The 22,078-nt window shown below is 72.9% G+C and carries 18 protein-coding genes and 2 riboswitches; of the genes, 6 read left to right on the forward strand and 12 right to left on the reverse strand.

The window, feature by feature from the left end; all coding sequences use genetic code 11:
- Positions 1-2 precede the first annotated feature (2 nt).
- From D0T12_RS32375 to D0T12_RS32405, 8 genes are all read right to left on the reverse strand, one after another.
- Positions 3-1,340, reverse strand: a complete 1,338-nt coding sequence (locus tag D0T12_RS32375) for an MATE family efflux transporter (RefSeq protein WP_117404574.1) — start codon at positions 1,338-1,340, stop codon at positions 3-5.
- Positions 1,337-2,359 (reverse strand): LLM class F420-dependent oxidoreductase, encoded by a 1,023-nt coding sequence (locus tag D0T12_RS32380; protein ID WP_117404576.1) that lies wholly within the window; start codon positions 2,357-2,359, stop codon positions 1,337-1,339. The genes D0T12_RS32375 and D0T12_RS32380 overlap by 4 nt, the downstream gene beginning before the upstream one ends.
- A 27-nt stretch (positions 2,360-2,386) precedes the next feature.
- The gene (locus tag D0T12_RS32385; protein WP_158581715.1) at positions 2,387-3,775 is read right to left on the reverse strand and encodes a YcaO-like family protein; all 1,389 of its coding nucleotides are present in this window, start codon (positions 3,773-3,775) and stop codon (positions 2,387-2,389) included.
- 82 nt (positions 3,776-3,857) lie between these two features.
- Positions 3,858-3,989: a hypothetical protein gene (locus D0T12_RS37110; protein ID WP_267900430.1), complete on the reverse strand. Its 132-nt coding sequence runs from the start codon at positions 3,987-3,989 to the stop codon at positions 3,858-3,860.
- A gap of 137 nt (positions 3,990-4,126) precedes the next feature.
- On the reverse strand, positions 4,127-4,816 hold the full coding sequence (locus D0T12_RS32390; RefSeq protein WP_117404731.1) for a (2Fe-2S)-binding protein: 690 nt from the start codon (positions 4,814-4,816) through the stop codon (positions 4,127-4,129).
- Between the two features lie 20 nt (positions 4,817-4,836).
- Positions 4,837-5,661 (reverse strand): ABC transporter ATP-binding protein, encoded by an 825-nt coding sequence (locus D0T12_RS32395; protein WP_117404580.1) that lies wholly within the window; start codon positions 5,659-5,661, stop codon positions 4,837-4,839.
- Complete coding sequence (locus D0T12_RS32400; protein ID WP_117404582.1) at positions 5,658-6,752, reverse strand: FecCD family ABC transporter permease; 1,095 nt, start codon at positions 6,750-6,752, stop codon at positions 5,658-5,660. Before D0T12_RS32400 ends, D0T12_RS32395 begins: the two co-directional genes overlap by 4 nt.
- Entirely contained in the window at positions 6,749-7,732 is a 984-nt protein-coding gene (locus D0T12_RS32405; protein ID WP_117404585.1) for an ABC transporter substrate-binding protein, read from the reverse strand. Before D0T12_RS32405 ends, D0T12_RS32400 begins: the two co-directional genes overlap by 4 nt.
- Positions 7,733-7,773: 41 nt before the next feature.
- Positions 7,774-7,969: riboswitch (cobalamin riboswitch) on the reverse strand.
- Between the two features lie 418 nt (positions 7,970-8,387).
- On the opposite strand from D0T12_RS32405, the gene D0T12_RS32410 reads away from it, so the two are divergent.
- Genes D0T12_RS32410 through D0T12_RS32420 form a run of 3 tightly spaced genes read left to right on the forward strand, consistent with a single transcriptional unit; the run spans position 8,388 to position 12,281 of the window.
- The gene (locus D0T12_RS32410; RefSeq protein ID WP_117404587.1) at positions 8,388-10,331 is read left to right on the forward strand and encodes a putative cobaltochelatase; all 1,944 of its coding nucleotides are present in this window, start codon (positions 8,388-8,390) and stop codon (positions 10,329-10,331) included.
- Between the two features lies 1 nt (position 10,332).
- On the forward strand, positions 10,333-10,935 hold the full coding sequence (gene cobO / locus D0T12_RS32415) for a cob(I)yrinic acid a,c-diamide adenosyltransferase (RefSeq protein ID WP_117404589.1): 603 nt from the start codon (positions 10,333-10,335) through the stop codon (positions 10,933-10,935).
- 20 nt (positions 10,936-10,955) lie between these two features.
- A complete protein-coding gene (locus tag D0T12_RS32420; protein ID WP_199487842.1) occupies positions 10,956-12,281 on the forward strand; it encodes a cobyrinate a,c-diamide synthase in 1,326 nt (441 codons plus the stop codon).
- On the opposite strand, the gene cobN is transcribed toward D0T12_RS32420, so the two are convergent.
- Positions 12,236-15,832: a cobaltochelatase subunit CobN gene (gene cobN, locus D0T12_RS32425; RefSeq protein WP_117404591.1), complete on the reverse strand. Its 3,597-nt coding sequence runs from the start codon at positions 15,830-15,832 to the stop codon at positions 12,236-12,238. The genes D0T12_RS32420 and cobN overlap by 46 nt on opposite strands.
- Before the next feature lie 31 nt (positions 15,833-15,863).
- A riboswitch (cobalamin riboswitch) is annotated at positions 15,864-16,034 on the reverse strand.
- Positions 16,035-16,186: 152 nt separating this feature from the next.
- On the opposite strand from cobN, the gene D0T12_RS32430 reads away from it, so the two are divergent.
- From D0T12_RS32430 to D0T12_RS32440, 3 genes are read left to right on the forward strand one after another with little or no spacing between them, the layout of a single operon-like run.
- On the forward strand, positions 16,187-17,272 hold the full coding sequence (locus tag D0T12_RS32430; RefSeq protein WP_117404734.1) for a precorrin-3B synthase: 1,086 nt from the start codon (positions 16,187-16,189) through the stop codon (positions 17,270-17,272).
- Complete coding sequence (locus D0T12_RS32435) at positions 17,269-17,889, forward strand: precorrin-8X methylmutase (protein WP_199487833.1); 621 nt, start codon at positions 17,269-17,271, stop codon at positions 17,887-17,889. The genes D0T12_RS32430 and D0T12_RS32435 overlap by 4 nt, the downstream gene beginning before the upstream one ends.
- Positions 17,889-19,370, forward strand: coding sequence for a precorrin-2 C(20)-methyltransferase (locus tag D0T12_RS32440; RefSeq protein ID WP_117404595.1), 1,482 nt, complete (start codon positions 17,889-17,891; stop codon positions 19,368-19,370). Before D0T12_RS32435 ends, D0T12_RS32440 begins: the two co-directional genes overlap by 1 nt.
- On the opposite strand, the gene D0T12_RS32445 is transcribed toward D0T12_RS32440, so the two are convergent.
- Genes D0T12_RS32445 through cbiE form a run of 3 tightly spaced genes read right to left on the reverse strand, consistent with a single transcriptional unit; the run spans position 19,361 to position 22,046 of the window.
- Positions 19,361-20,092 (reverse strand): cobalt-precorrin-6A reductase, encoded by a 732-nt coding sequence (locus D0T12_RS32445; RefSeq protein WP_117404597.1) that lies wholly within the window; start codon positions 20,090-20,092, stop codon positions 19,361-19,363. The two genes, D0T12_RS32440 and D0T12_RS32445, sit on opposite strands and share 10 nt — an antisense overlap.
- Positions 20,089-20,832, reverse strand: a complete 744-nt coding sequence (cobM, locus tag D0T12_RS32450; protein ID WP_117404599.1) for a precorrin-4 C(11)-methyltransferase — start codon at positions 20,830-20,832, stop codon at positions 20,089-20,091. The genes D0T12_RS32445 and cobM overlap by 4 nt, the downstream gene beginning before the upstream one ends.
- On the reverse strand, positions 20,829-22,046 hold the full coding sequence (cbiE, locus tag D0T12_RS32455; RefSeq protein ID WP_117404601.1) for a precorrin-6y C5,15-methyltransferase (decarboxylating) subunit CbiE: 1,218 nt from the start codon (positions 22,044-22,046) through the stop codon (positions 20,829-20,831). Before cbiE ends, cobM begins: the two co-directional genes overlap by 4 nt.
- Positions 22,047-22,078: the final 32 nt, after the last annotated feature.

Below are 22,078 nucleotides of genomic sequence, written 5' to 3' on the forward strand. Positions count from 1 at the left end.
CATCACGACGATCGGTGGCGGCGGTGGCTGCGGTAGAGCAGCAGGGAGTACAGGGTCCCGAACGCCGCCCAGGCGAGGTAGATGCCCGGCAGACCGAGGTCGAGGTGCACGCCGAGCAGCCAGGCGAGCGGGATGAGCACGGCGTAGTCGCCGGTCACGGACGCGACCATGACGGAGCGCGTGTCACCCGCGGCGCGCAGCATGGCGCCGTAGGCGAGGGCGGCCAGCAGCGGTGCCAGGCTGAACAGGGCCAGGGGCGTGGCCGTCCAGGCGCGGTCGGACACCGCCGGGTCCGAGGCGATCAAAGAGATCAGCGGCCGTCCGGCGAGGAGCACGACGGCGGAGGGGACCAGGAGCAGGACGGTCAGCAGCCGGAGCCCGGCGCGTCGCCAGGCGTCGGCGCGATCGCGGTCGTCCGCGCCGAGCGACTGTCCGGCGAGAATGGTGATGGCCGTGGCGGCGCTGGCGAGCACGGTGAACAGCACGAGTGTGAGGTTGTCGACGATCCGGTAGGCGGCCAGGTCGGAGGTGCTCATCCGGGCCGCGAACGCCGCCAGCAGCGCCTCGTTGAGGTAGCCGATGCCCATCGCGCACATCTCCGGCCACCCGATCCGCCAGAGCCCTTTGGTGATCTCGGCGGAACCGGTGGGAGCGGGCGGCACGCGGGAGAACCTCGCCCTGGCGGTCACGAGCAGATAGGCGGTGCCGCCCGCGGTGGCGGCCAGGGTTGCGGCGGCGGCGCCGGTCACCCCGAGGTCCGCGCCGAAGATCAGCAGCAGTCCGAGAGGCAGGTTGACGGCGTTGACCAGCAGGGCGGTGTACATCGAGACCCGGGTCACGCCAACGCCCGCGAACGCCCCCTGAAGGGTGAAGGAGACGGCGGCGAACGGGACGGCGATCGCCAGCACGCGCAGGTAGTCGGCGCCGGGCCCGGTCAGGTCGTCCGCGCCGCCGAGGACGGTCAGCACGGGCGCGGCGATCAGAAAAAGGAGCGCGCCCACGGCGACTCCGGCGACCGCGGAGGTCAGCACTCCCGTCCGCACGACCCGCGCGACCTCGCCGGGACGGCCCGCGCCGTGGTGCTGCGCCACCTTCACCTGCACGGCGGTGGCCCAGCCCCGGACGGTGACCAGCGCCACCAGGTAGATCGGCGCGGCCAGGGCGAACGCGCTCAGCGCGCTCGTCGAGACCCGCGCCAGCATGACGGTGTCGACGACGTTGAGCGTGATCTGGGTGAGCCCGGCGATCATCAGCGGGAGGGCGAGTCTCCAGACCGGCCGCATCCCGGTGCGCGGCCGGTCCGGCGCGGGTGTCCCCGCCGATTTCTCCGGTGCCGTCACAGCACTGCCTGTGCGGCTTCCAGCAGTTCGGTGTCGCGGCTGAGCAGGATGAGGGTGTCGACGCGGGAGTCCTGCCACGCCTTGATCCGGTCGACGATCGCCGGGAGCGGCCCCGCCAGCGCGGTCTGGTCGAGCAGGGCGTCGGGGACCGCGGCGGCGGCGTCGGCCCGACGGTCCTCGGCGAGGTGCGCGCGGATGTCGTGGGCCGCGCCCTCGTATCCCATCTGGCAGGCGACGTCGAAGTAGGTGTTGCGGACGCCGGCCCCCGCGGCGCCGAGCAGGTGCGCGAAGAGCGGGCGCAGCTCGTCGCGGCCCGCGGCCACGGTCGCGGCGCGGGCCACGTACAGGATCGGGGCGATCTGGACATCGCCGGGGGCGCGCCCGCTCCGTTCGATCCCCTCGTCGAGGGGACGGGTCAGGGCCTTCTCATGCTCGGGCGCGTACATCCCCGGGAACCAGCCGTCGGCGACCTCGCCCGCCAGCGCGACGCTCCGCGGGCCGATCGCGCCGAGGTAGAGCGGTATGCGCGGGCGCAGCGGCTCCAGCTCCGACCGGACGGGGCGTGCCCGGCCGGTGGAACCCGGTCCGCGGTAGGGAAGCTGGTAGATCTCGCCGTCATGCCGGACGCGCTCGTCCCGCGCGACCGCCTTGCGGACGATCTCGACGTATTCGCGGGCGCGCCGGAGGGGCCTGGCGTAGGGCTGCCCGTGCCAGCCCTCGACGATCCACGGCACGGACAGGCCGAGGCCGAGCTGGAAGCGGCCGTTCGACAGGACGTCCAGCGTCATCGCGGCCATCGCGGTCGCCGCCGGGGTCCTGGCGGGGATCTGCATGACGGCGGTGCCGAGCTTGACGTGGTCGGTCACGGCGGCGAGGTAGCCGAGGACGCTGACGGCGTCAGGACCGTACTCCTCCACGCTCCACACCGAGTCGACGCCGATGCGTTCGGCGTGCTCGACGACCGGCAGCACCTCTTCGATCGGCTCTCCGCCGTAACCCAGGGCCAGCCCGAGACGCATGCGGCGCTTCCTTCCAGTCGGATCGGGTCAGGAGAACGGGAGGGGGTCGCGGACGAGGTCGTCCTCGGTGAGCGGGCGCGGCGTCCAGCCCCGCGCCGCCGGTTCGCGGTAGAGCCGCTCGCCGCCGAGGAACGGGAACGCCGCGGGGGCGTTGGAGTACAGGCCCGGCACGACGACGCGGACGACGCTCAGCCCGGCCGCCTCGGGGAGCGTGAGGTCGACGGCGACGGCCCGCAGTCCCCGGCCGGCGAGGAGACCCAGATAGTGGCCGAGCCGTTCGGCGGTCCCGGCCGGAATGTCGGCGGGGCCGGTGCGCGCGGGGGCCGGGCGGCGGAGCCGGTCCAGGCGCTGGTCCTGCGCCCGCGGGTCGAGGTAGAGCTGGAGGTGCAGCCGCACGTCGTTGACATCACGCAGATCGGGGCGGAAGTCGTCGAGGTGGGCGCGGTCCCTCCGATGGGGACGATACGGATCGCGCGTGATCTTTCCGGCGCGGACGGCCGTCCAGTAGGGGCCCTCGCCGTCCAGCAGGTCAAGGCTCGCCTCGTGGGTGCCGAGAGCCTCGGTGAACGCCTTCGCTACCGCGGCCTCCCAGGTCGGACGGCAGGCGCTGCCGAAGCCGACGAGCCGGCGCGCCGGGTCTTCGACGAAGACTCCGGCGACGTTGACGTCGAAGGTCGAGGGGACGCGCAGCAGCGAGACGCGCAGCCCGGCCCGTTCGGCCTCGGTGAGCGCGGTCGCGAGGGGCCCGGGGGTCGCCGGTTCGGTACCGGCGGTGGCGGGTGCGCCGCTGAGCCACCAGAGGGTCACCGCGTCGCGTTCGAGGACCTCCTCCAGGGCGGCGACGGTCGCCTCCGGCGGGCTCGTCCCCGCGGCCGTCCCCGCGAGCACGGGGTAGTTGGTGGGCGGCTCGGCGGCGCGGGCCCCCCGGAAGTAGTTGACATAAACCAGGGACGCCGGCACCAGGATCTCGCCGCCGCCGGTCAGCGCGCGGCCGGGCGTCCAGGCGATCTCCAGGTCGGGGGTCGGCGCGACGAAGGGGAAACCGCGGTGCGCGTACTGGGACGGCGAGTACAGCGCGAACTCGCGGGGGTCGACGGCGTCCGCACCCTCTCGCCGCAGCGCCCTGAACGACCTGGTCGGCAGGTCGGCGGGCACGACGTTCGCGCAGTAGCGTTCGACGGCCTCCCCGATCGCCGCCCGGCGTGCGGCTTCATGATCGGCCAGCGCGGCTCCGCCGGTGACGACGTCGATGGCCGCGGACGCGTACCGAGGGTGCGCGGACACCCAGGCGCTGTAGGAGACGCAGGACGGGACGGGCCGCACCCGCGGCCGGTCGATCTCGACCCGCCGCACGAGCCCGGACGGAGCGCCCGCGGCGACGCCGTTGACGTCGGCTCGTACGATCTGGCGTTTCACCTGTTCCTCCCGCTCCCTCGCGCCCGTTCCGGAGGGCGAGATCGGTCGAGGGAGCGGCCAGGGACCGCTCCCTCACCGCCGATCAGCTCTCGGTCTGCTCGGCTTCGCGGTCCGCGGCGTCCTCACGCCACTCGAACGGGGCGTCCACCGCGGGGGTGTGGGACTTCAGCCCCTTCTGGGGCTCCTCCGGCTCGGCGAATCCATGGTGCGCCATGGGCGATCTCCTTTCGGAACGCGCACAGAACATGCACCATTTATCGCAAGTTCTGTGCACTTGCGAACTACTTGCAATAAGTGTAGGCAGATATCAAGATGCGAGTCAATGGGCCGGAGCGATTCTCCGGTCATTTTCTAGTTGATCAGAGCGCAGTCCCCGCATTTCTCGCCACCGGGGACCCGGTAGTACAGGCAGCAGCTCCGGCGACGGAAATCCAGGCTGGCCGAAAGGAGGTGTCCCGTCCCGCTGAGCCGTCCCGTGTTCAGCAACTCCGCGGTGAGGTTCGTCAGGCCGGCGCGCAGGTCTGGGCGGGCGCCCAGGATCAAGCGCGCGGCCTCCGCCAGGGCGGAGGCCGCGTTGCCGTACAGCAGACCGGGGGCGACCTTGACCCGCAGGCCCGCCGCCAGCCGGTCCAGATGCCGGACGACGACCGTCTGGTAGAGCGCGGCGGCGAGGCGTCCGTCCGTGGCGGCGCGGTGGCCCCGCGGTGCCGGGAGGCGAAGGGCGGGACCGTTCACCGCCTGCTGCAACTCCTCCAGGTCGAGGAGGACGCCGTGCGCGACCGCGCAGTACAGGGCCGGCGACCACAGGCGGGCCGCGTGCCCGAGCTGGGTGATCGAGGCCGCGATCCGCATCTCGGCGGTGTCGTAACGCTCGGCGGTCGCCTCGACCAGGTTCCGCAGGCCGCGGGCGTAGGCGTCGTCGGCCGGTCGCCATCCCCGCTCCGGGCCCGCCACGGTGATCGCGAAGAAGTCGCCGAGCGGGACGGCCCCGGCGAGCGCCGCCGTGACGGTCTCGGGCGCGGCGGACGGCAGACCATTCATTTCGGCGGCTCCCATTTCAGCTACGCGAAATCCAGGTCATCGGCTCGCCATTTTTCGGGATTGGAGTCGGGCAGGACGGTGATTTGCGGATGGCCACTGCGGGGGTGTTCGACGACTTCGGCGTCGACCCGGTAGACGTCGGCCAGCAGTTGCGGCGTGAGAACGTCACCCGGTGGGCCCGACACGACCGTCCGGCCCGCGTTCAGCACGTGGAGTCGGTCACAGAACGAGGCGGCCAGATTCAGGTCGTGCAAGGCGACGACCGTGGTGACGCCGAGGCGCCGGACGAGGCGCAGCGCGTCGATCTGGTGGCGCAGGTCGAGGTGGTTCGTCGGCTCGTCCAGGACCAGGACCCCGGTTCGCTGCGCCAGCGCGCGGGCGATCAGCACCCGCTGTTTCTCGCCCCCCGACAGCCGGTCGAAGGGCGCGCCGACGAGGTGCGCGGCCTCCAGCTCCGCCAGCGACCCGACGATGATCTCCCGGTCGGCGGCGTCATCGCCCTGGAAGGCGCGTTTGTGCGGGGTGCGGCCCATCGCCACGACGTCGTACACCGTCAGCTCGAAGTCGCCCGGCGTCTCCTGGAGGACGGCGGCCAACCGCCTCGCCAGCCGCCTGCCGGGCATCCGCCAGATGTCCTCGCCGTCCAGCAGGACCCGGCCCGAGGTGGGGCGCCGCGCCCGGTAGAGGGTGCGCAGCAGCGTGCTCTTCCCCGCTCCGTTGGGGCCGACGAGCCCGACGATCTCCGCCGGGGCCGCCGCCAGGGAGACCGCCTCCAGCAGTGGACGGCCGTCGATGACGACCGTCACCCGCTCGGCCTGGAGCGTCCCGGCTAGCGGTGCCGTCATCGCGCAGCCCTCCGCCGCATCAGGAACAGGAAGAACGGGCCGCCGACCAGCGCGGTGAGGATCCCGACGGGGATCTCCTCAGGGCTGATCAGGGTCCGCGCCGCGAGGTCGGCGACGATCAGGAACCCGGCGCCGAGCAGGGCCGCGGCGGGCAGCGCGCGGCGGTGGTCGGCGCCGACCAGCAGCCGCACCGCGTGCGGCATGATCAGGCCGACGAACCCGATCGAGCCGCTGACCGCGACGATCGCGCCGATCATCAGGGCGACGAGCACGAACAGCGCCGCGCGGAAGCGGTGCACGTCCAGGCCCAGGGCCGCGGCCGCCTCCTCCCCGGCCAGCAGCAGGTTCAGCGGACGGGACAGGCCGAGCAGGGCCGCCGTCCCCGCGAGCACCACGGCGGCGGGAATCCACAGCAGCGTCCAGGTGGTCCCGGCGAGGCCGCCGAGCATCCACCGCAACGCCGACTCGGCGGCGCGGGGATCGTCGGACGTGATGACCAGGTAGCTCGCGACCGCGGTGAGCACCTCGGCGGTGGCGACGCCCGCGAGCACCAGCCGCACCGTGGTCATCCGCCCGCCGGAGCGGGCCAGGAAGTACACCAGCACCAGGGCCAGCAGGGCACCGCCGAACGCGGCCAGCGGAAGCGAGAACAGCCCGAACCACGCGACCGGGAACACCACCAGGAGCACCGCCCCGACCATCGCGCCGGACGACACCCCGAGCAGCATGGGATCGGCGAGCGGATTGCGCACCACGGCCTGCAGGACCATCCCGCAGACCGACAGGCCCGCCCCGACCGCCGCGCACAGCAGCACCCGGGGCAGCCGGACGTCCATCACGATCGTCTCGCGGACCGGCGACCAAACCGGGTCGGCCAGCGCGGGATGCACCTGGTGCAGCAGGATGCCCCAGACCTGGCCGGGTGAGATCCGCACCGACCCGGCGGCGATCCCCGCCGTGGCCGCCACCAGCACCAGCGCGCCGAGCAGGGCCAGGACCAGCGGGTAGGGAAGCCGGGCGCGGGGGTGCGGAGCGGCCGTGACCCTCGTCGTCCCTCCCTCGGAGAGGCGTGGCTCGGCGACGCCGGTCACGTGAAGTCGTCCGGATGGAGTTGGCGGGCGAGTGATTCGACGGCGCCCGCCACCCGGACACCGGTCACCGTCGACGACAACGGCAGCACCGCGAACCTCTTGTGCCTGATCGCGGGCACGTCCTTCAGCGCGGGATTGGAGAGCAGGAACTTCTTCTTGTCGTCGGCTGACCTGGCCCCGTAGTCGTAGATGACGATGACTTCCGGTGCCCGTTCGGCGAACTGCTCGAACGAGACGTCCCCGTACGGTTTGCGCACGTCGGAGAACAGGTTGGCGCCGCCCGCCAGCCGGATGATCTCGTTGCCGATCCCCGTGCCGCCCGCGGTGTACGCGGTCTTGTCGCCGCTGTCGTAGACGGCGACCTTGAGCGGCGTGACCCCGGTGAGCCTGGCCTTGACGCGGTCGAGGACGGCGCGCAGCGCGGCGATACGCCGTTCGGCCCGGCCGGGCACGCCGAAGATCTTGGCGAGAGTGCGGATCTCCTCCTCGACCGTCGCCATGGTCACCGGGCCCCCGGGGCATTCCTCGATGTTGAGGTGGGTGTCCATCCCGGCCTTCGCCAGGGTGGCCCGCTCGCGCCCCTCCTCGAACGTGCTGGCCCAACCGCCGTAGACGAAGTCGGGTTCGACCGCCAGCAGCGCCTCGTAGGACGGGTACTCCTTGGACAGCACCTTCACCCGGTCGTAGGCGGCCTGGAACTCCGGCAGGATCCGGTCGTCGAGGTAGCCCGTCCCGACCATCGACTTCTCCAGGCCGAGCGCGAGCATCACCTCGGTCGCGTGCTGGTTCAGTGACACCGCGCGCCGTGGCGGCCGCTCGTAGGTCGTGGTCACCCCGCAGTTGGTCACCGTCACGGGGAAGCCGGGCGGGGCCGCCGCGTCTCCGCGCCCGTCGGCGGAACGTGCGGTGTCACCGCCGCACCCGGCGATCAGCAGAACCGCGCCGAGCATCATCGACATCAGTGCCGAAGCCTTGGGCATGCCGCCCTCTCCTCTCTGGGGAGATCCGCCCCAGTTCCGTCGAGGAGGCGACCGCGTGAGTCTCCTGGCTCTCGGGTCGATGCTCGTCCCGGCCTTCCCGCCCGCTCACGCGGACGGTGGCGCCGTCGGGATCCGCTCGCCGATCACAGTGGCGGGACCGCGCCGGATTCGCACCGGCTTCCTCGTCCGCCATCGCCTACACCGCACATACTGACACAGGAGGCAATTGCAAGATAGTCGCAATAACGGGGAGGCCAGTGTTGCTTCTCGGTCCCGTGACCTGGCCCTCACCGATCTTGACAGTCTCGGGATCGAGCCCGTACGGTCCCCCTGATCCGCGGTTGTCCGAGGGAAATCCGGTGAGAGGCCGGTGCGGACGCGCCACTGTATCCGGGTCGGGGAACCCGGGAGCCAGGTCACTCGAACGGCCGCGACCTCATCGTCCGGGACGCGTAGTTCCCCTGTGGAGGTGCCGTGAGTTCGCCGTTGCACGCAGACCGTGCTCCCCTTCCCGGCTCGCTTTTCTCGTCCTGATGGACACCACCGTCCAGCAGGACTCGATCCCACCGACGCGACTTCCGGATCTCCCCGCCCGAACCACGGCCGGTGCCCCCGGCGGTCTTCGGCTCGCCCATGCCAACCGGGAGGTTTCCGCTTGAACGTCACCTATCCGTTCACCGCCGTCGTCGGCCTGGACGATCTGAAACTGGCGCTGCTGCTCAACGCCGTCTCGCCCCGCGTCGGCGGTGTGCTGGTGCGCGGCGAGAAGGGAACCGCCAAGTCGACGATCGTCCGTGCGCTCGCCGCGCAGCTTCCCGCCGTGGACACGGTCGCGGGCTGCCGGTTCGCCTGCGATCCCGCCGCGCCCGACCCGTCCTGCCCGGACGGTCCGCACGCGCCGGACGGAACGTCGGTGCGGCGGCCGTCCGCGCTGGTGGAACTGCCGGTCGGCGCGTCGGAGGACCGGGTCGCGGGGTCGCTGGACGTGGAACGGGCGCTGACCGAGGGCGTCAAGGCGTTCGAGCCGGGCCTGCTCGCCGCCGCGCACCGCGGCGTCCTGTACGTGGACGAGGTGAACCTGCTGCACGACCACCTCGTCGACCTGCTGCTCGACGCGGCGGCGCTCGGCACCTGCTACGTCGAGCGGGAGTCGGTGTCGGTCCGGCACGCGGCGCGGTTCCTGCTCGTCGGGACGATGAACCCCGAAGAGGGAGAGCTGCGCCCGCAACTCCTCGACCGGTTCGGGCTGACCGTCGAGGTGCGGGCGTCGCGGGAGCCGAAGGAACGCGCCGAGGTCGTCCGGCGGCGGCTGGCGTTCGAGGCGGACCCGGCCGGGTTCGCGGAGCGGTGGGCCGCCGAGGAGGCCGCGCTCGCCGAACGTATCGCGGTCGCGCGGGACCGGCTCGCGGACGTCCGGCTGCCGGACGAAAGGCTGGAGCAGATCGCGACGGTGTGCGCCGGGTTCGAGGTGGACGGGATGCGCGCCGACCTCGTCACCGCGAACGCCGCGCTCGCGCACGCCGCCTGGCACGGCCGCGACACGGTGACGGCCGACGACGTCCGCGCCGCCGCGCGGCTTGCGCTGCCGCACCGCCGCCGCCGTGACCCGTTCGACGCCCCGGGGCTGGACGAGTCGCTGCTGGACGACCTGCTGAACGATTCGTCCCCCGACGACGACCCACCGCCCGGCGGCGACGACGGAGGCCGCGACAACAATGAGCAGCCCCCGCCGAGTAACGGCGCGGAAGGTTCGGCGGAGCCGCCCGCCCCCGAATCCGAGGAGTCAGGCGGAGGCGGCGGTGAGCGGGTCGCGTCCGCCGCCGCGCCGCACGCGGTGCCGCTGCTGGAGGTTCCCGGGGTCGGCGACGGCGTCGCCGGGCGGCGGTCCCGGTCGCGGACGGTCCGGGGCCGCGTCACCGGGGCGCGCCGCCCGTCCGGGAAGGTCCGCGACCCGCACGTGGTGGCGACGCTGCTGGCCGCCGCCCCACACCAACGGACACGCGGTCGCGACGGCGCCGGGCTCGTGCTGCGCGCCGACGACCTGCGCGAGGCCGACCGCGAAGGACGCGAAGGGAACCTGGTGCTGTTCGTCGTCGACGCGAGCGGCTCGATGGCCGCGCGCCGCCGCATGACGACGGTGAAGACGGCCGTGCTGAGCCTGCTCCTGGACGCCTACCAGCGCCGCGACAAGATCGGCCTGATCACGTTCCGGGGCCGGACTGCCGACCTCGTGCTGCCGCCGACCTCGTCGGTGGAGGCGGGCGCGGCGCGGCTCCGGGCCCTGCCGACCGGGGGCCGCACCCCGCTCGCCGCCGGGCTCGTCCGCGCCGCGGAGGTGCTCCGCGCCGAACGGCTCCGCGACCCGGCGCGGCGCCCGCTGCTCGTCGTCGTCACCGACGGCCGCGCGACGGCCGAGGGGGACGTGGCACGGGCCGCGGGGCTGCTCACCGGGACGGCCGGGATCGTCGTCGACTGCGAGGACGGCCCGGTCCGGCTCGGTCTCGCCGGACGGCTCGCGACCCGGCTCGGGGCACGGCTCGTCCCGCTCGGCGACCTCGACGGAATCGTCCGTGACCAGCGGCGCAGGAAGGCGGCCTGACATGCCCCAGGGAAAGCCCGTGTCCGTCCCCGACGACGGCCTGACCACTAGACAGCGCCGCAACCGGCCGCTGCTGATCGTCCACACCGGCCCGGGGAAGGGCAAGTCGACGGCCGCGTTCGGGATGGCGCTGCGGGCGTGGAACCAGGGCTGGTCCATCGCGGTGTACCAGTTCGTGAAGTCGGCGAAGTGGCGCATCGGCGAGGAGAGCGCGCTGCGGGTGCTCGGCGAGAGCGCGGAGGGCGGACCCGTCGCCTGGCACAAGATGGGTGAAGGCTGGTCGTGGATCCGGCGGCCCGGCACCGAGGACGACCACGCGGCGAACGCGCGGGAAGGCTGGGCGCAGATCAAACGCGACCTGGCGGCGGAGACGCACCGCTTCTACGTCCTCGACGAGTTCACGTACCCGCTCAAATGGGGCTGGCTCGACTTGGACGACGTCGTGGAGACACTCACCTCCCGTCCCGGTGACCAGCACGTCGTCATCACCGGACGCGACGCCCCGGACCGCCTCGTCGACGCCGCCGACCTCGTCACGGAGATGGGCAAGGTGAAGCATCCGATGGACGCCGGGCAGAAGGGGCAGCGGGGCATCGAGTGGTGACCGGCCGCGCCGTTCCACGGCTGGTGGTCGCGGCGCCCGCGTCCGGAAGCGGGAAGACGACGGTCGCGACCGGTCTGATCGCGGCGCTGCGGGCCCGTGGCCTGGCGGTGTCCCCGCACAAGGTCGGCCCCGACTACATCGACCCCGGCTACCACGCGCTCGCGGCGGGACGTCCGGGCCGCAACCTCGACCCGTGGCTGACCGGCGAGGACCGGGTGGCGCCGCTGTTCTTGCACGGCGCGTCCGGCTGCGACGTGGCCGTGGTCGAGGGCGTGATGGGCCTGTTCGATGGGCGTGGCGACACCGGGTTCGCGTCCACGGCACATGTCGCGCGGCTCCTCGCCGCGCCCGTCGTGCTCGTCGTGGACGCGGCGCGGCAGAGCCGGTCAGTGGCAGCGCTCGTGCATGGGTTCGCGTCGTTCGAGCCGGATGTCCGGGTCGGTGGCGTCGTTCTCAACCGGGTCGGCTCGGACCGGCACGAGGAACTGTGCCGGTCCGCGCTGGACGCGGCGGGCGTCCCGGTGCTGGGGGTGGTCCGCCGGGACGACGAGGTCGTCACACCGTCCCGGCATCTCGGGCTGATCCCGGCGGCCGAACGCGAACCGGACGCCGTGCGGGCGGTGGAACGGCTCGGCGACCTGATCGCCCGCTCCTGCGACCTGGACGCTCTGCTGCGCCTCGCCGCGACCGCACCCCCGCTGCCCGGCCGCCCCTGGGACCCCGCCGAACAGGTGCGACCGGTGCCGGGCGTCCGTCCGGTCGTCGCGGTGGCGGGCGGGAAGGCGTTCACGTTCTCGTATGCCGAGCACGCCGAGTTGCTGCGCGCGGCGGGCGCCGATGTCGCCGTCTTCGACCCGCTCCGCGACGAGGCCCTCCCTGAGGGTGCCGCCGCGCTCGTCCTCGGCGGCGGGTTCCCCGAGGTGCACGCCGCCGAACTCGCCGCGAACAAGCCGATGCTCGCGACGGTGGCGGCCTTCGACGGCCCGATCGTCGCCGAATGCGCGGGCCTGCTGTACCTGTGCGAGGAACTCGACGGGCAGAGGATGTGCGGACGGGTTCCGGGACGGGCGCGGATGACGCCGACACTGACCCTCGGCTACCGGGACGCGGTCGCCGTCGCCGAATCGCCGCTGACCCGTCCGGGCGAACGCTTCCACGGCCACGAGTTCCACCGCACGACCCTCACCACCGGCGCCGCCCCCCTCTTCCGCTGGGCCCCCACCGGACGGGACGGCTTCGGCGACGCCCGCATCACCGCGTCGTACCTGCACCTGCACTGGGCCGGGCATCCGCAGGCGGCTCAACGGCTGGTGTCGTCCTCCAGGTCGCCTTCCGCCTTGAGGTAGACCTCCTGAAGCGCCTGAAGGGTGTCGGGGTCCGGGTGCTCCCACATGCCGCGTTCGGCCGCCTCAAGCAGCCGTTCGGCGATACCGTGCAACGCCCAAGGGTTCGACTCCTCCATGAACGCGCGGTTCTCCTCGTCGAGAACATACGCGGCCGTGAGCCGGTCATACATCCAGTCGGCCATGACACCGGTCGTGGCGTCGTAACCGAACAAATAGTCGACGGTAGCGGCCAACTCGAACGCACCCTTGTAACCATGCCGCCGCATAGCGGCCAGCCAGTTCGGATTGACGACACGAGCACGGAAGATCCGCGCGGTCTCCTCCGACAACGTTCGGGTGCGGACCGCGTCCGGTCGGGTGCTGTCGCCGACATAGGCCTCCGGGTCCCGCCCGGTCAGCGCCCGCACGGTCGCGATCATGCCGCCGTGGTACTGGAAGTAGTCGTCGGAGTCGGCGATGTCGTGCTCGCGGGTGTCGACGTTCTTGGCGGCCACGGCGATCCGCCTGTAGGCGTTCTCCATGTCGGCGCGGGCCGGGACGCCGTCGAGGTCGCGGCCGTAGGCGTGGCCGCCCCACACCGCGTACACCTCGGCGAGGTCGGCGTCGTCCCGCCAGTTCCCGCTGTCGATGAGCGGCAGCAGACCCGCGCCGTACGCGCCGGGCGCCGACCCGAACACCCGGAGGGTGGCACGCCGCTCGTCCCCGTGCCGCGCGGCGTCGTCCCGCACATGGGCGCGGACGTAGTTGTCGTCATCAGACTCATCGAGACCCGCGACGAGCCGGACGGCATCGTCCAACATCGCAACGACGTGCGGAAACGCGTCCCGGAAGAACCCGCTGATACGAACCGTCACATCGATGCGCGGCCGCCCCAACTCCGCCACGGGAACCGGCTCCAGCCTCGTCACCCGCCGCGACGCCTCGTCCCATTCCGGGCGGACCCCGAGCAGCGCGAGCACCTCGGCGACATCGTCACCCGCCGTGCGCATCGCGCTCGTCCCCCACACCGACAGCCCCACCGAACGAGGCCATTCACCATGGTCGGTCCGATAACGCTCCAGCAACGAGTCGGCCATCGCCTGCCCGGTCTCCCACGCGAGACGGCTCGGCACGGCACGAGGATCGACCGAATAGAAGTTGCGCCCGGTCGGCAGCACGTTGACCAACCCACGCAACGGCGACCCGCTCGGACCAGCCGGAATGTAACCACCATCCAAGGCGTGCAGGACGTGGTCGAGCTCATCGGTCGTCCGGTCCAGCCGCGGCACGACCTCCGTCGCCGCGAACTCCAACACCCGCGCCACGACCTCGCGCCGCCCCTCGGAAACCTGCCCGACAACCCGGGACACCGCGTCCACCGCCCACCCCGCGTCCTCCATAGCCTGGACGAGCGACCGAGCCATGGCCTCCACGGCGTCCACATCAGCGCGCGCTTCGGTGCCGTCCTCGGTGAGGCCGAGCGCCTCACGCAAACCAGGCAGCGTCTCCCGTCCCGACCACATCTGCCGGGCTCGGAGCATGGCCAGCACCAGGTCCACGCGGGCCTCCCCCGCCGGGGCCTGGCCGAGCACATGCAGGCCGTCGCGGATCTGCGCGTCCTTCACCTCGCACAGCCAGCCGTCGACGTGCAGGAGGAAATCGTCGAACTCGGTGTCGTGCGGACGGTCGTCCAACCCGAGGTCATGGTCGAGTTTCGCGGCCTGGATCAGCGTCCAGATCTGCGCGCGGATCGCGGGCAGCTTCGCCGGGTCCATCGCGGCGATCGTGGCGTGCTCGTCCAGGAGCTGTTCGAGTCGGGCGATGTCGCCGTACGTCTCCGCACGCGCCATCGGCGGGACCATGTGGTCGACGAGCACGGCATGGGCCCGGCGCTTGGCCTGCGTCCCTTCTCCCGGGTCGTTGACGAGGAACGGGTAGACCAGCGGCACGTCACCGAGCGCCGCGTCCGTGCCGCACGACGCCGACATGCCCGCCGCCTTGCCCGGCAGCCACTCCAGGTTGCCGTGCTTGCCGACATGGACGATCGCGTGGGCGCCGAACTCGTCCGACAGCCACCGGTACGCGGCCAGGTAGTGGTGGCTCGGTGGCAGATCCGGATCGTGGTAGATCGCGATCGGGTTCTGCCCGAACCCGCGCGGCGGCTGCACCATCACCACCACGTTGCCGGCGCGCAGGGCCGCGAGGACGATGTCCCCGTCCTGGACGAACAACTCCCCGGGCGGCGGGCCCCAGTGCCGCTCCATCTCGTCCCGCAGGTCCTCCGGCAGGGTGCGGTACCAGCGCTCGTACGCCGCCCCGGAGATCCGGACCGGATTACCGGCGAGCTGCTCCTCTGTCAGCCAGTTCTCGTCCTGCCCACCCGCCGCGATCAACGCGTGGACGAGCGCGTCCCCGTCCTGCTCCGCCACACCGGGGAAGCCGTAGCCCAGGTCGTACCCGGCCTCCGCGAGCCGAGCCAACAACCGCACGGTGCTGGCCGGAGTGTCGAGCCCAACGGCGTTGCCGACCCGCGAATGCTTCGTCGGATACGCCGAGAGCATCACGACCAGACGCCGCTCCCCGGTCGGCGTGTGCCGCAGCCGACCATGCCGGACGGCGATCCCCGCGACCCGCGCCGCCCGCTCCGGATCAGCCGCGTACACCGTCAGCCCGTCCTCGTCGATCTCCTTGAACGAGAACGGAACCGTGATGATCCGCCCGTCGAACTCGGGGATGGCGACCTGCGACGCCGCGTCCAGCGGGGACAGCCCGTCGTCGCTCGCCTCCCAGGCCGCCCGGGACGTCGTCAAGCACAGCCCCTGCAAGATGGGCACGTCCAGTTCGGCGAGCGCACCCACGTCCCAAGCCTCGTCGTCACCGCCCGCCCCGGCCGTCGCGGGTCTTGTCCCGCCCGCCGCGAGGACGGTCACGACCAGCGCGTCCGCCTCCCGCAACACGTCGAACAACTCCGGCTCCGCCGTGCGCAACGACGAACAGAACACCGGCAGAGCCCGCCCGCCCGCGTCCTCCACAGCGGCACACAACGCCTCGACGAACGCGGTGTTCCCCGCCACATGATGAGCGCGGTAGTACAGCACCCCCACCACAGGCCCCACCGCACCCCGGGACTCCCGCTCCAGCAGCCCCCACGTAGGCGTCGGCTGCGGCGGCTCGAACCCGCGCCCGGTGAGCAGCACGGTGTCACACAGAAAGGCATGCAACTCACCCAAATTCGCGGGCCCACCATGCGCCAGATAGGCATGCGCATCAGCACACACGCCACCGCTCACCCTGCCCCTGAGCCGGGACAACTCCATCAACTCGGCGTCGGGCGCCTGCTCCCCACCGAGGACGACCACCGGCCGGGGCCCGGCGAGCAGGACCTCAAGCCCGTCCTCCCAGGCACGCCGCCCACCGAGCAGCCGCACAACGACCAGATCAACGCCCTCGACAAGCTCCGGCAGGTCGTCCACGGACAATCGTGCGGGATTCCCGAGCCGATACGCGGCACCGGACGCACGCGCGCTCAACAGGTCGGTGTCGGACGTCGAAAGCAGCAGGACAACGGACACGGCAGATCCTCCCCCTGGGGTCCTCGCCCCGGTCGCGGGTGTCACGACGGCGGAAGTCTCCTGGCTCCCGGATCAACACTCGCCCCGGCCTTCCCATCCGCGAGGACAGTGGCCGAAAACGGGGTTCACTCCCCGGTGACAGTGGCGGGACCGCGCCGGATTCCCACCGGCTTCCTCCACTGCCGTCGTCCACCTAGAGCGTACGACACCCCACCCCACCCGCCTAGCCCGCAGGCCCCCAAGCCCTTGGACCCCGTCCACGGCCGGGAAGGTGGTCGGTCACCTCAGAGCCGGTTGGGGTCCGGAGGGTGTGGTTACATCCTCATCGTGCCGGATGTTCATTTGGTGGGGCGTATGCGTGCCGACGCGTGTCCCGGGGCGTTGCAGACGCACGACGCCGCGGACGGGGCGTTGGCGCGTGTGCGGACGCCCGGGGGTGCGGTGTCGGCGGCGCAGCTCAGGGTGCTCGGTGCCGCCGCTCGCGAGGTCGGGGTGGACGTCATCGAGTTGACGTCCCGGGCCAACCTTCAGGTGCGGGGTGTCCGTGATCCGGCGGTGCTCGCGAACCGGTTGGCGGGGGCGGGGCTGTTGCCGTCGGCGTCCCATGAGCGGGTTCGCAACATCGTCGCGTCGCCGCTCGGGGGGCGTGGGATTCGCGGTGTGCTCGACACCGATCCCCTTGTCACCGCGCTGGACCGGGCGGTGTGCGCGAACCCCGTGTTGGCCGATCTGCCTGGTCGGTTTCTTTTTGCGGTGGATGACGGCACTGGTGATGTCGTCGCGCTGGGTGCCGATGTCGCGTTGACGTCCGGGGGTCTGCTCTTGGCCGGGACGGCGGTGGACTTGGAGTTCGGTGATTCGGTCGCGGTCATGGTCGCGTCGGCGGAGGCGTTTCTGCAGGTTCGCGGGGACGCGTGGCGGCTGGGTGAGGTGCCGGACGGGCCGCGCCTCGTCGCGAAACGGCTGGGCGGGGTGTTGGCTGGCGATGGGCTTGTCCCGGATCCGCCGGCCCCCCACGCGGGGATCGTCGAGCAGCGGGACGGACGTGTCGCGCTGGAGGTCGTGCCGCCGCTCGGGCGGATGTCGGGGGCGCAGGTCGAAGCGCTCGCCGAGGTCGTGGACGAGGTGCGGTTGACGCCGTGGCGGAGTGTCGTCCTGCGGGATCTGGAGCGGGACGAGGTCGAGCGGTGCGTGAGATTCCTGGAGCGGCACGGGTTCGCGACCGATGCGGATTCGCCGTGGGTGGGTGTCACCGCGTGCACGGGGAGTCCCGGGTGCGCGAAGTCGCGGGGTGATGTGCAGGGTCAGGCGCGGCGTTGGGTGGACGGGCTCGCGCACGCTCCTCGAACCCCCGTCCACTGGGCGGGATGCGACCGGTGCTGCGGGATGCCGCGCGGGCCGGTCGTTCTGAAGACGGCGGCACCGGAAGGGCACACGTGATCGATTACATCCGCGACGGCGCGGAGATCTACCGGCGGTCGTTCGCGACCATCCGCGCGGAGGCCGACCTGTCGCGGCTGCCCGAGGATGTGGCGCGGGTCGCCGTGCGCATGATCCACGCCTGCGGGATGACCGACCTCGTCGATGACCTGGCCTGGTCGCCGGGGGTCGTGGAGCGGGCACGGGCGGCGCTGGTCGGCGGCGCGCCGATCCTGTGCGACGCGAGGATGGTGGCGTCCGGTGTCACCCGGGCGCGGCTCCCCGCCGGCAACGAGGTCGTGTGCACGCTCGGCGACCCGCGTGTTCCGGACCTGGCGGCGCGGCTGGGGACGACCCGCAGCGCGGCGGCGCTCGATCTCTGGCTCGACCGCCTGGATGGCGCTGTCGTCGCGATCGGGAACGCGCCGACCGCGCTGTTCCGGCTGCTGGAACTGGTCGGGGACGGCGCGGGACGTCCGGCGGCGATCCTCGGGATCCCGGTCGGGTTCGTCGGCGCGGTCGAGTCCAAGGAGGCCCTCGGCGCGAGCGGGCTGCCGCATCTGGTGGTGCGCGGTCGGCGCGGTGGCAGCGCGATAGCGGCGGCGGCGGTCAACGCCATCGCCAGTGAGGCGGAGTGATGACGGGACGGCTCTACGGCGTGGGCGTCGGTCCCGGCGACCCCGAACTGGTCACGGTGAAGGCGGCCCGGCTGATCGGCGCGGCGGACGTCGTCGCCTATCACTGCGCCCGGCACGGCCGCAGCATCGCCCGTGCCGCCGCGGAACCCTACCTGGGCGACGGTCAGATCGAGGAGCAGCTCGTCTATCCGGTGACGACGGAGACGACAAATCATCCGGGCGGGTACCAGGGGGCGCTGGACGCGTTCTACGCCGAGTGCGCCGCCCGGCTCGCCGCACATCTCGACGCGGGCCGGACGGTCGTCGTCCTGAGCGAGGGCGACCCGCTGTTCTACGGCTCCTACATGCATCTCCACAAGCGACTCGCACCGCACTATCCGGCGGAGGTCGTGCCGGGCGTGACCTCGGTCAGCGCGGCGTCGGCGGCGGCGGGACGGCCGCTGGTGGAGCGGGACGAGACGCTGACCGTGCTGCCCGGAACGCTGCCCGGCGACGAGCTGACCGTCCGGCTGCGGGCGACGGACGCGGCTGCCGTCCTCAAACTCGGCCGGACGTTCCCCAAGGTCAGACAGGCGTTCGAGGACGCGGGGCGGCTCGGCGACGCCTGGTACGTCGAACGCGCCGCGACCGACCGGGAGCGGGTCGTGCCGCTCGCGGACGTCGATCCGGCGGACGTCCCGTACATGTCGCTGGCCCTGCTGACGAGCCCGGCGGAGCAGTCGTTCACCGCGCCTCCCCCGGCGCGGCCCGACGAACCGGGAAGCGTCACGGTCGTCGGGCTCGGACCGGCGGGGCGGCCGTGGCTCACTCCTGAGGCGCAGGACGTCCTGGCGTCGGCGACCGACCTCGTCGGCTACGGCCCGTACCTGGACCGCGTGCCGCCGAACCCCCGGCAGCGGCGGCACTCCACCGGCAACCGCGTCGAGTCCGACCGGGCCCGGCACGCGCTGGCCCTCGCCCGGGACGGCGCCCGCGTCGCGGTCGTCTCGTCCGGCGATCCCGGGGTGTTCGCGATGGCGACGGCCGTGCTTGAGGTCGCGGAGGAGTTCGTGGACGTGCCCGTGCGCGTCGTTCCGGGGCTGACCGCCGCGCAGGCCGTCGCGGCGCGGGCCGGGGCGCCGCTCGGCCACGACTTCTGCGTCCTGTCGCTGTCGGACCTGCTCAAACCCTGGGACGTGATCGCCCGGCGGCTCACGGCGGCGGCGGAGGCCGATCTGGTGCTCGCCCTGTACAACCCGTCGTCCAGCCGCCGCAAACATCAACTCCCCGCGGCCCGCGAACTGCTACTGAAACACCGTGACCCGGAAACGCCGGTCGTGGTCGGACGCGACGTCGGCGGCCCCGAGGAGACCGTCACCGTCACGACGCTCGGCAAGCTCGACCCCGAACAAGTCGACATGCGCTGCCTGGTCATCGTCGGGTCGTCCACGACCCGGGTCACCGACCGCGGCGTCGTCTTCACTCCCCGCCGCTACCCCTGAGCCCAGCGCGCGGCGGTAGCCGCGTCCCCGGCCGTCTCGACACCGCCGGGGACGGGCGGACGGTCGATCATGACGACGGGAATCCGGGCCTGGCGCGCGGCGGTGAGCTTCGGACGGGTCAGCGCGCCGCCGCTGTCCTTGGTGACCAGCACGTCCAGGCGGTGTTCGCGGATCAGCGCGCGTTCACCGTCCAGCGTGTACGGCCCCCGCGACAGCAGCACCCGCACGTTCGACGGCACGGGCCCCTCCGGCGGGTCGACCGACCGGGCGAGGAACCACACGCCGGTGCGGGCGGCGAACATGGGGATGCTGCGGCGCCCGGTGGTGAGGAACGCGCGGGCGCCGTCCGGCAGCGCGGCGACGGCGGCGACGAGGGACGGGACGCGGCGCCAGTCGTCGCCGTCCTCCTCGACCCAGCCGGGGCGGCGCAACGCGAGCAGCGGCACACCGGTCAGCCGGGACGCGTCCGCGGCGGACGCGCTCATCCGCTCCGCGAACGGATGCGTGGCGTCGACGACGCGGTCGATGCGTTGGTCGCGGAGCCACGCCGCCAACCCGGCCGGGCCACCGAAACCGCCGATCCGGACCTCACCGGCGGGGAGGCGCGGGTCAGCGACCCGCCCGGCGAGCGACGACACGACCCGCAGGCCCGGGACGTCCGCCAGCCGCGCGGCGAGGTCCCGCGCCTCCGCCGTCCCGCCGAGGATCAGGACGCGTCTCACCCCCGTTGCCGCCCGGCGCTGTACAGGTGGCTGCCCGGGAACGCCGACGCCGCCAGCACCCGCCCGACGATGATCACGGCCGTGCGCTTCACCCCGGCCTCGTGCACCAGGGCCGCGATGTCGGCGAGGGTGCCGCGCAGGATCAGTTCGTCCGGGCGGCTGGCGCGGGCGACGACCGCGACCGGGCAGTCCGCGCCGTAGTGCGGCAGCAGCTCGGCGGTCACCTCGTCGATCCGCTGGACGGCGAGGTGCAGCACCATCGTGGCGCCGCTCGCGCCGAGGGTGGCGAGGTCCTCGCCGTCCGGCATGGGTGTGGCGCGCGCCGCCGTCCGGGTCAGGATCACCGTCTGCCCCACGCCGGGGACGGTCAGCTCCCGGCCCAGCGAGGCCGCCGCCGCCGCGAACGCGGGCACGCCCGGGACGATCTCGTGCGGGACGCCCGCCGCGTCCAACCGCCGGATCTGCTCGGCCACCGCGCTGAACACCGACGGGTCGCCGGAGTGCAGGCGCGCGACGTCCAGGCCGTCCCGGTGCGCGGCGGTCAGCTCGGCGACGATCTCGTCCAGCGTCAGGTTCGCGGTGTCGACGAGCCGGGCGCCGGGCGGGCAGGCGTCCAGCAGCTCCACCGGAACCAGCGACCCCGCGTACAGGCACACCGGCGCGGACTCCAGCACCCGCAGCCCCCGCACGGTGATGAGGTCGGCGGCGCCGGGACCGGCCCCGACGAAGTAGACGGTCATTCGCTGTCCTTCCAGGTCGTCCAGATGGTCACGGGCATCGCCGGGCGCCAGGCGGTGAATCCGCCGAGCGGCGCCGCCCGTTCGACGCCGACGCGGACCAGCTCCCCGCCGCGCGTCCGGCGGGCCTGGACCACCAGCGCCTCCGATTCGAGGGTGACGGCGTTGGCGACGAGCCGACCGCCGGGTCTCAGCGCGTCCCAGCAGCGTTCCAGGAGGCCGGGGACGGTGAGGCCGCCGCCGACGAACACGGCGTCGGGGCGCGGCAGCCCGTCCAGCGCGTCCGGCGCCCGGCCCGTCACCACGCGCACTCCGGGCACCCCGAGCGTCCCGGCGTTCCGGCCGATCCGTTCGGCGCGCTCGGGACGTTCCTCCACCGCGACCGCCGCGCAGGACGGATGCGCCCGCGCCCACTCGATCGCGACGCTTCCGGCTCCGGCGCCGACGTCCCACAGCAGTTCGCCCGGCAGCGGCGCGAGCCGCGCCAGCGTGATGGCGCGGACCTCGCTCTTCGTGAGCTGCCCGTCGTGTTCGAAAACGTCGTCGGGGAGCCCGGCCGTTCGTGGAAGCCGTACCGCGTCGGGGCCGGGCGCGCATTCCACGGCGACGATGTTCAGCGCGGACGCGGCGGGCTCCGTCCACTCGTCCGCGGTCCCGTGCCGGAGCGTTTCGTTTCCGCCGCCGAGGTCGCCGAGGACGGTCATCCGGCTGGGCCCGAATCCGCGTCCGGTGAGCAGCGCCGCGACGATTCGCGGCGCCTCCCGGTCCGCGCCGAGCACCAGGACCCGTCTCCCCGGCGCGACCAGCGCGTTCAGGGTCTCCGCCGGACGGCCGACGAGGCTGACGACGTCGACCCGCTCCAGCGGCCAGCCGAGCCGGGCGCACGCCAGCGACACCGACGACGGATGCGGCAGCACCCGCAGCCGCGCCGGGCCGAGGAGTTCCGCGAGCGTGGAGCCGATCCCGTAGAACATCGGGTCGCCGCTGGCCAGGACGGCGATCGCACGGCCCTCATACTTCTCGATCAAGCCGGGGAGCGCCGGAAGCAGCGGCGACGGCCACGCCACGCGCTCGGCCTTCCCACCGGGGACGAGGGCGAGCTGGCGGCGTCCGCCGAGCAGCACCTCCGCTTCCCGCAGCGCCTTCCTGGACGTCTCCGCGAGCCCGTCCCACCCGTCGGCGCCGATGCCCACGACGGAGATGACACGCGCGTCCACCGGCCCCCAATCCCCGCCTTCTAGGGACGAGT

The sequence above is a fragment of the Actinomadura spongiicola genome (genome assembly GCF_003432485.1).
In the GTDB taxonomy this organism is placed as follows: domain Bacteria; phylum Actinomycetota; class Actinomycetes; order Streptosporangiales; family Streptosporangiaceae; genus Spirillospora; species Spirillospora spongiicola.

Bases quoted from the DNA above. Each gene is read 5' to 3' on its own strand.
- D0T12_RS32380 (WP_117404576.1), bottom strand. From the start codon at position 2,359: ATGCGTCTCGGGCTGGCCCTGGGTTACGGCGGAGAGCCGATCGAAGAG.
- D0T12_RS37110 (WP_267900430.1), bottom strand. From the start codon at position 3,989: ATGGCGCACCATGGATTCGCCGAGCCGGAGGAGCCCCAGAAGGGGCTG.
- D0T12_RS32390 (WP_117404731.1), bottom strand. From the start codon at position 4,816: ATGAATGGTCTGCCGTCCGCCGCGCCCGAGACCGTCACGGCGGCGCTC.
- D0T12_RS32395 (WP_117404580.1), bottom strand. From the start codon at position 5,661: ATGACGGCACCGCTAGCCGGGACGCTCCAGGCCGAGCGGGTGACGGTC.
- D0T12_RS32405 (WP_117404585.1), bottom strand. From the start codon at position 7,732: ATGCCCAAGGCTTCGGCACTGATGTCGATGATGCTCGGCGCGGTTCTG.
- cobO (WP_117404589.1), top strand. From the start codon at position 10,333: ATGCCCCAGGGAAAGCCCGTGTCCGTCCCCGACGACGGCCTGACCACT.
- D0T12_RS32430 (WP_117404734.1), top strand. From the start codon at position 16,187: ATGCGTGCCGACGCGTGTCCCGGGGCGTTGCAGACGCACGACGCCGCG.
- D0T12_RS32440 (WP_117404595.1), top strand. From the start codon at position 17,889: ATGACGGGACGGCTCTACGGCGTGGGCGTCGGTCCCGGCGACCCCGAA.
- cobM (WP_117404599.1), bottom strand. From the start codon at position 20,832: ATGACCGTCTACTTCGTCGGGGCCGGTCCCGGCGCCGCCGACCTCATC.